1 protein-coding gene is annotated in these 568 nt (G+C 67.8%); it reads right to left on the bottom strand.

What is annotated here, in order from left to right:
• Positions 1–83 precede the first annotated feature (83 nt).
• On the bottom strand, positions 84–320 hold the full coding sequence (locus KME75_RS42310) for a hypothetical protein (RefSeq protein ID WP_219420720.1): 237 nt from the start codon (positions 318–320) through the stop codon (positions 84–86).
• Between the last annotated feature and the right edge of the window lie 248 nt (positions 321–568).

Genomic DNA, 568 nt, shown 5'->3' on the forward strand with positions numbered 1-568 from the left:
TAGAGGCAGAACAACCGGATGGACTCCTGGTAGCCGCGCAGTGTGGAGCGGCGCAGCCCGCGGACCGCGCGCAGGTCACCGAGTCACTCATCCAGCAGCGCGGCGGTCCACAGCCAGGGGAACGCGTCCGCGTGCACGGCGAACGCCCGGGCGGCCCGTTCCCGGGCGGCGATCGTGGCCAGCGCGAGGTTGCGGGCCAGCTGCTGGTTGCGCCAGCCGTCGAGCATCGCGGTGAACATCTGCTCCTCGGGGCGCAGCAGCGGGATCCCGTCGGCCAGGTGCAACCGGGCCGCACCCGGTGTCCGCGGCACGATCTCCACCGCCGATCACTCCCATTCCGTCTCGCGTTGGACGGGAGAATGTCGCATCAGATGCGAGAGTGCCAACATCACTGCAGGTCAACCAACCGAACGAGTGGCACGGGACTTGCCTACCGCGTCAGGCAGCGGTGGCATCATCGACCGCACCAGCCCTGAGTCGCTGCTGGTCAGCCCGCGATCACCCGTGACGCTGTGGATCGCACAGCAAACCGTCTCGAATTCGCATCTGATCGAATACGCGCCGGATG

Source organism: Pseudonocardia nigra, from assembly GCF_019396355.1.
GTDB classification, from domain to species: Bacteria; Actinomycetota; Actinomycetes; order Mycobacteriales; family Pseudonocardiaceae; genus Pseudonocardia; species Pseudonocardia nigra.